The organism is Amphibacillus sediminis NBRC 103570, assembly GCF_001552275.1.
GTDB classification, from domain to species: domain Bacteria; phylum Bacillota; class Bacilli; order Bacillales; family Amphibacillaceae; genus Amphibacillus_B; species Amphibacillus_B sediminis.
In genome coordinates this window covers 34,324-40,323 of record NZ_BCQW01000025.1, presented here as the reverse complement: position 1 = coordinate 40,323, position 6,000 = coordinate 34,324, and the positions used below count along the sequence as shown (strand labels likewise).

Annotated in this window: 6 protein-coding genes; 2 read left to right on the top strand and 4 right to left on the bottom strand. The window is 34.1% G+C overall.

The window, feature by feature from the left end; genetic code table 11:
* Nucleotides 1–157: 157 nt before the first annotated feature.
* The 3 genes from ASE01S_RS12850 to ASE01S_RS12840 form a co-directional block, all read right to left on the bottom strand.
* Entirely contained in the window at nucleotides 158–532 is a 375-nt protein-coding gene (locus ASE01S_RS12850; RefSeq protein ID WP_067843103.1) for a DUF2089 domain-containing protein, read from the bottom strand.
* Nucleotides 533–1,065: 533 nt separating this feature from the next.
* Entirely contained in the window at nucleotides 1,066–2,280 is a 1,215-nt protein-coding gene (locus ASE01S_RS12845) for a spr1629 family repressor/antitoxin (RefSeq protein WP_067843100.1), read from the bottom strand.
* A gap of 31 nt (nucleotides 2,281–2,311) precedes the next feature.
* Nucleotides 2,312–3,064: a spr1630 family ClpXP-sensitive toxin gene (locus tag ASE01S_RS12840; protein ID WP_067843097.1), complete on the bottom strand. Its 753-nt coding sequence runs from the start codon at nucleotides 3,062–3,064 to the stop codon at nucleotides 2,312–2,314.
* A 357-nt stretch (nucleotides 3,065–3,421) separates the two neighbouring features.
* On the opposite strand from ASE01S_RS12840, the gene ASE01S_RS12835 reads away from it, so the two are divergent.
* Nucleotides 3,422–4,078, top strand: coding sequence for a type 1 glutamine amidotransferase domain-containing protein (locus tag ASE01S_RS12835; protein WP_067843094.1), 657 nt, complete (start codon nucleotides 3,422–3,424; stop codon nucleotides 4,076–4,078).
* 280 nt (nucleotides 4,079–4,358) lie between these two features.
* Here ASE01S_RS12835 and ASE01S_RS12830 read toward each other — a convergent pair whose 3' ends face one another.
* Nucleotides 4,359–4,739 carry a glyoxalase/bleomycin resistance/extradiol dioxygenase family protein gene (locus tag ASE01S_RS12830; RefSeq protein WP_067843092.1) on the bottom strand — a complete coding sequence of 127 codons (381 nt, stop codon included), beginning with the start codon at nucleotides 4,737–4,739 and terminating at the stop codon, nucleotides 4,359–4,361.
* 382 nt (nucleotides 4,740–5,121) lie between these two features.
* On the opposite strand from ASE01S_RS12830, the gene licT reads away from it, so the two are divergent.
* Entirely contained in the window at nucleotides 5,122–5,973 is an 852-nt protein-coding gene (licT, locus tag ASE01S_RS12825; RefSeq protein ID WP_067843089.1) for a BglG family transcription antiterminator LicT, read from the top strand.
* The last annotated feature ends 27 nt before the right edge of the window (nucleotides 5,974–6,000 follow it).

The window sequence follows — 6,000 nt, the reverse complement described above, 5'->3', positions numbered from 1 at the left end:
CCTTTATATTTTGGTATGCTGTTCAATCAATTTATCATCTAAAAAATAGTCTTGCCTTTAGGTTCAAATGTTTTATCACTCGACAAATCATTTTACTTTTTGTTAAAATAAACGTATCAATATTTTTCTAACCTTCATTTTTTCAGTGAAGGTTTTTTTATTTTTTCTTTAATAGCTTAATCGTTTCCTCTGCACTTAGTTCACCACTGCTTAACCTGTCAATAATATCCTTCTTCTCGTCTTCCTTTGACTGCTTGGCCTGATATGGATCGCCTAATTTGGAAATAATTTCTTCAAGCTTATTTCGCACGGTCGGATAAGAAATATTGAGGGCTTTTTCAACTTCTTTAATACTTCCACGGCATAAAATAAACGTCTCAATAAATTGTAGCTGCTCTTTCTTTAATGATAGTAACTTTGGAAATTCAAACGTGTTTTCAATCGTTGTATGGCAATGTCCACACGTTAGTTTTGTTACATTTAATCCCTCTCCGCAAACTGGACAGGCCGTTATCACTGTTCTCCCCACCATTTTCCACCGCCTTTTAAATCAATTATACAATGTCAATTAAAAAAATCAATTAAAAAATTTAAATATTTAATTAAAAAATCAATTTATTTAATAAAATGATTGATTTTATTTATTTTCTGCATCTCATTTTTGGTTGTTTGCCTGTGTCCAAAGTATTACCTTCGTTTTTTGCTACTAAGCTATAAAAAACATGATAAAACAGAAAAGGTATGAGTCCCCGGACTAAAACCGAACTCATACCTTAAAACTACCTGAATTTCTGTTTAATTAGATCATCTCAATTAATAGCATTATTTTATCGCAGTGTAACTGGATGGGGCTGCGTTACTCGCCCCATCGAAGGGCTTTTGTAAGACTCCCCCTTTCAAGAAATAAGTGGACCCATCATATCTTAGTGGGAGATCCAACAGCCAGTAACAGCCGAATTGGTTCAACTAACGTTCAGTGGGGGAGGAAGCTGACTAATTTCGCGACGTCGTGTCGCAACGTCTACACGAGCACATCCTATGTTGAAACCCCTACTGAACGAAGTTTCACTTCAAGATCTCATTGTTAGAAGTAGCTGAAGCCATCTCATGAACATTTACTAACTCAAAGTCATGGTCATGATCGATATAGTTTTTAAAAAACTCTAAGTCAATACCGGTTATTTGGTGAAAAAATGGGATCTCTACCATCCAATCTTTGTCAATCATCTCTCGGATATCAATAATTCCTTTTTTAGCAACTAAATCAATGATTGATTTAACTTTTTGTGGCTTTTGTATTGTTATCAATTCATCGAGTGGTTCTCTTTTTAGGTAACCTTTTCGATGAAGAGCTGCATAGAAGTTACGGTGTTTTTTTGAATCTAAGATCTCTAAATTAGCTGCCCTATAACCTAAAACTTGTAGAGACGTTTTCCATTTCTTTTTTAAATCTACATATGCATCAGGATTTGTGACATGAGCAATCATTTTCAAATCTTCTAAAAAAGATTCTTCTGGTAATAAAAAGGATCCAGCAAATAGATTAGCTTCATTTTCAATGGCTTTGTGCTCTTTGCGATCTAGATTTGTGAATTCAACTTTATAGTGTAATAACAAATGCCCAAGCTCATGTGCGATATCAAAGTTTCGGCGTACAGCTGAACGTTTTAAATTACCTAATATAATGAAAGGGCGATCCTGTTTAGTCCATAAACTATACGCGTCAATTTCTTCGCCAATTGGTTTTTCAAAAATAAATACACCACTTTTTTCTATTAAAAACATTAAATGATCATTTGTGTCATGTCGAAAACCTAATTTTTGTCGTGCAAGTTTAGCAACGTTGTTGATCTGTGTTTTTCGATCATCGGTTGAGGTATTTAAATAGTTAATGACTTCGTCTCGTAATTGGATAATGTTTAGTGTTGGAAACGTTAAATTAGCTGTTAGATAATTTACAAAACTATCTAGATATTCAACATGCTTAGCTTCTGCTTGTGTTTTTGAGATCACATTCATAACCTTAGAGCGATATGCAATATTCATAACAGGAATATTCTCTGGTTCAGAATAGCGCTCTAAAACATCCTTTTTGTAAAAGAATTTACTTTTTACATTAAAAATGGATTTTAAATCATTAACAATTTGCATTTTGGGAGATGTATAATTATTTTCATATTGCCAGATCGCTTGTTCTGTTACATTTAATTTTTCAGAGAGCTGTTTGCGTGAATAGCTATGCATGATACGAAGATTAGTTAAATTTTCACCAATAAACATAACGCTCCCCCTTATCTAAATAAAATTCTCATTACTTAATTTCATTTTTGTCCGTAGCCTCAAAGATGCCGATATCATAAGCTGCAGGATCAATTATATCACTGTCTTGTTCTGGTGCAATAATTTCACGTTCTTGATCTGTTAATTCTGAACCAGAAATATATTTTGAGAGATCCTCAATTCGATATGCAATATTGTTCTCTGGGTTAGGTAAATAATGCATGACTTGAGCAATTTGATAAGCATCATCAATTTTATAGGTGAGGATATGGAATTCACTATAAGTATTTTGAAAATGTTCAAGTTCATCTTTAATTTGTTCTTCCGGAATAAATAGAGATAGCTGCTCACCTTGTTCACTTGAGAGTTGGTATTGATTATTAAATGTAAATTCAAGGCCTTGGTTTATTTTGGAGAGTTCATGGAGATATGTTCGACGATGGCCTTTACTATTATGTTGATTAGGTAGCACTGCCTGCGAGAAGCTATTTTCGTTAAAATATGCTGCATTCTTAATAAGGAAAAGCTTCTTAGTATCACCGTGAATGAATTGTAAGTAATCCCAAGTTAGTCCTGCCTTGGCAAATTTGTAAGATAAATTAAGAGTAGGACTAATTTCTGCAATTTTACTTTCTATAAAGTTACCCTTGGTCCATGCGAAAGCAGAGCTAATAGCCATTTTTTCATAACGATCTTTACGATGCTCGATATACTCTCGGTATCCCTCGACAATTGCATTTACAATCGCTTCACTAGCTTCAGGGTCAAATTTGAATTCCTTCATCTCTATCACTCCTTAAAACTATTTCATGGGATCATTTTACATCAAGTAGAGTGAAAAATATATGATTTTTTTTAATTTTTTTAAAGTTTTAATGATAAGTAAGTGTTTTTTTATAGTTGGACAATCTAATTATAAATCAACATGCCTTTATAAAACTAAAAATATTTTAGCATTGAAGAACGAAAACTAAGGTGAATATTTCAGTTTAGTTAAAAAAGCTGTCTAAGTAACTAAACCAGGTATCCGTTGTTTCTAAATTATACTTCGTGTAAATTTGCGGTCATCAACTTGTTTGATGGATAATCTAGGCTAAAGCGTACAAATTAAACCTAAAATGATGACTAAGGAGGTTTAATCATGTCAAAAAAAGTGTTAATGGTCGTAACCAATCATACAACAATTACAAATGACCATAAAACGGGACTATGGCTAGAAGAATTTGCTGTTCCTTATCTCGTTTTTAAAGAAAAGGGGTACGAGGTGCAAGTAACAAGCATAAGCGGGGGAGAAGTAGCATTAGATCCTAGTAGTATTGATGATAAGCCAGAATGGAAAGAAGCGGAAGCAGAATTGAAGGATACAGTAAAACTAACTAAGGAACATGCAAAAGGCTTTGATGCTATTTTTCTCCCTGGCGGACATGGTACGATGTTTGATTTTCCAGATAGCGAAACACTCCAATATGTGTTACAACAATTTGCTGAAGAGGATAAAATTATTGCAGCGGTTTGTCACGGGCCGGCAGGATTAGTCAATGCAGTCTATCAAGACGGTACACCAATTATACAAGGGAAAAATGTAACGGCTTTTACTGATGAAGAAGAAAGAGAGATGGAACTGGACATGCATATGCCTTTCTTATTGGAATCCACGTTACGTGAAAAAGGTGCGAATTTTGTTGCTTCTGAAAAATGGACAGATCATTCAGTCAGAGATGGCAAATTAGTAACCGGGCAAAACCCTCAGTCTAGTAGAAGTACGGCAGAGAAAATAGTTGAAGCATTAGAGTCATAAATAATCGTCCGGTTTTAGGGGGATCGAGAGTATAGATTTGTGTAAATAGCAATGAATTCAATAACACCTAAAGGCTTCATAAAGAAGTAGGGATATACTATCTTTATCATAGGCGCTAAGCTTATGATAAAGGGTATCTCCATCCCGATGGCAGAGGCTTCGGTCCTGTTAATTTTCTTTAGTCATATAGTCTGAAAAAGAGTTTTGTGTGAATGATCATCAGCTGAATCAATCTGATAACCATTTAAACAAAACTCTTTACCTACTCTATTTGGCGTTCTTAGATATTTTCGTAAATTTCAATAAGTGTGCCGGCAGGATCTCTGAAATGAGCAACTTTAATGCCCCAATCGTTTTGTTCAGTTGGCTCAGTAATAAACTCGACTTTATTTTTAAATGCTTGATAGCTCTCTTCCACGCTGTTCACTTTAAAGATTAATGCTGTTCGATCGACCTTTTCAATAGCATTTGAATACTTTTCTCCAATAGCTTCAACCATCTGTTTACGTTCAAAAATACCTAAAGTAGCACCATTAAATTTGAAATCAGCGTAATTAGAATTTTCATCTCCCCAAGTAACATCAAAGCCTAAGACGTCTCTATAAAACAAAAAACATTCCTTATAGTTGTCTACGAGTAACCGAGTGTGAGTTAATTCCATTTGAAAATTCCTCCTCTTTCATTTAATCCTCTGAGTGTATTCAACTAAGCTTTATTTTTAGGATAGCTAAGTTATGAGGTCTGTTAAAAAATCAAAGAACCATTAGCAAAGTATCTATACAAATAATAACATATAAATAAAAATGCTGAGACTATCTCATTTTATGACGCTCTGTTTATAAATCAATTCATGCAACAGAACTTCTAACCCGTTACTAAGCTCAGGGGTAGAAGGACCTTTTAAACCAAAATGGTAGTCGCTTGACAGTTAATAGTTGCTATGATAGAAATTGATTAAGTAAACGTTTACGTAAATGTATATACCATTATCCATAAGCTAATCTTTTATAGTTTGCCGACATAAGTGAACGGGGGTGAGTAGGATGGAGATTAAAAAAATCTTAAACAATAACGTCGTTATCACGGAAAATGAGAATGATCAAGAAATGGTGGTCATGGGTAAGGGAATGGCATTTCATAAGAAGCCTGGTGATCAGATTGACGAAGGCAGTATTGAAAAAACATTTGTTTTACAAAATACGGGGACGTCAGATAAGCTTGATCAATTGTTGAAAGATACCTCTGAAAAATACTTAGATATAGCATCAGAAATTTTAGCATATGCGCAGTCGAAACTACCTTATAAATTAGATGAATATTTATATGTGGCGTTAACGGATCACATTAGCTTTGCGATTGCTCGTTATGAGCAAAGCATTCATTTGAAAAATAATTTGCTGTATGAAATTAGGAAATATTACAAAAAAGAATTTCAAATGGGTCTGCATGCTTTAGGGATTATTGAAAGACATACCGGTATTCAGTTAGGTGAGGATGAAGCAGGATCGATCGCATTACATTTAGTTAATAGTCAAATATCTGGTGAAAATATGGAGATTGCCGCTCAAGTCACAGATATGGTTAATAGTATTTTGAATATAGTAAAATATTATTATCAAGTGCAGTTAGATGAAAGCTCGATTAACTATGAGCGCTTTATCACCCACCTTCGTTACTTCTCAATTCGCTTTATCCGAAAGGAAAAATCAGAGGATACCGTAGATGAGTTCCTGCACGAACAAGTGAAGAAAAAATATCAAGAAGCATACGCTTGTACCGAAAGAGTAAATATTTACTTGGAAAATAATTTTAACTGGACGCTATCAGAGGATGAAAAGGTCTATTTAACCGTTCACATTCACCGTGTCACCTATCGTCAAAAAAAGCAAAGGTAATATGTGAAAACGCTTCACTTTCTTATT